The organism is Enterobacter sp. EC_64, assembly GCF_019584165.1.
Lineage (GTDB): Bacteria > Pseudomonadota > Gammaproteobacteria > Enterobacterales > Enterobacteriaceae > Enterobacter > Enterobacter roggenkampii.
On sequence record NZ_VDAS01000086.1, the window covers coordinates 1 to 300 of the forward strand.

General features: G+C 50.3%; 1 protein-coding gene. It reads right to left on the reverse strand.

Annotated features, from left to right (window positions below; translation table 11 throughout):
* Nucleotides 1-256, reverse strand: a 256-nt coding sequence (locus FHC52_RS22580) for an IS1-like element transposase (RefSeq protein WP_001409558.1), incomplete at its 3' end; no start/stop codon positions are given.
* Between the last annotated feature and the right edge of the window lie 44 nt (nt 257-300).

Consider the following 300-nt stretch of genomic DNA (forward strand, 5'->3'; position numbering starts at 1 on the left):
TTTTTAAGTGACGTAAAATCGTGTTGAGGCCAACGCCCATAATGCGGGCGGTTGCCCGGCATCCAACGCCATTCATGGCCATATCAATGATTTTCTGGTGCGTACCGGGTTGAGAAGCGGTGTAAGTGAACTGCAGTTGCCATGTTTTACGGCAGTGAGAGCAGAGATAGCGCTGATGTCCGGCAGTGCTTTTGCCGTTACGCACCACCCCGTCAGTAGCTGAACAGGAGGGACAGCTGATAGAAACAGAAGCCACTGGAGCACCTCAAAAACACCATCATACACTAAATCAGTAAGTTG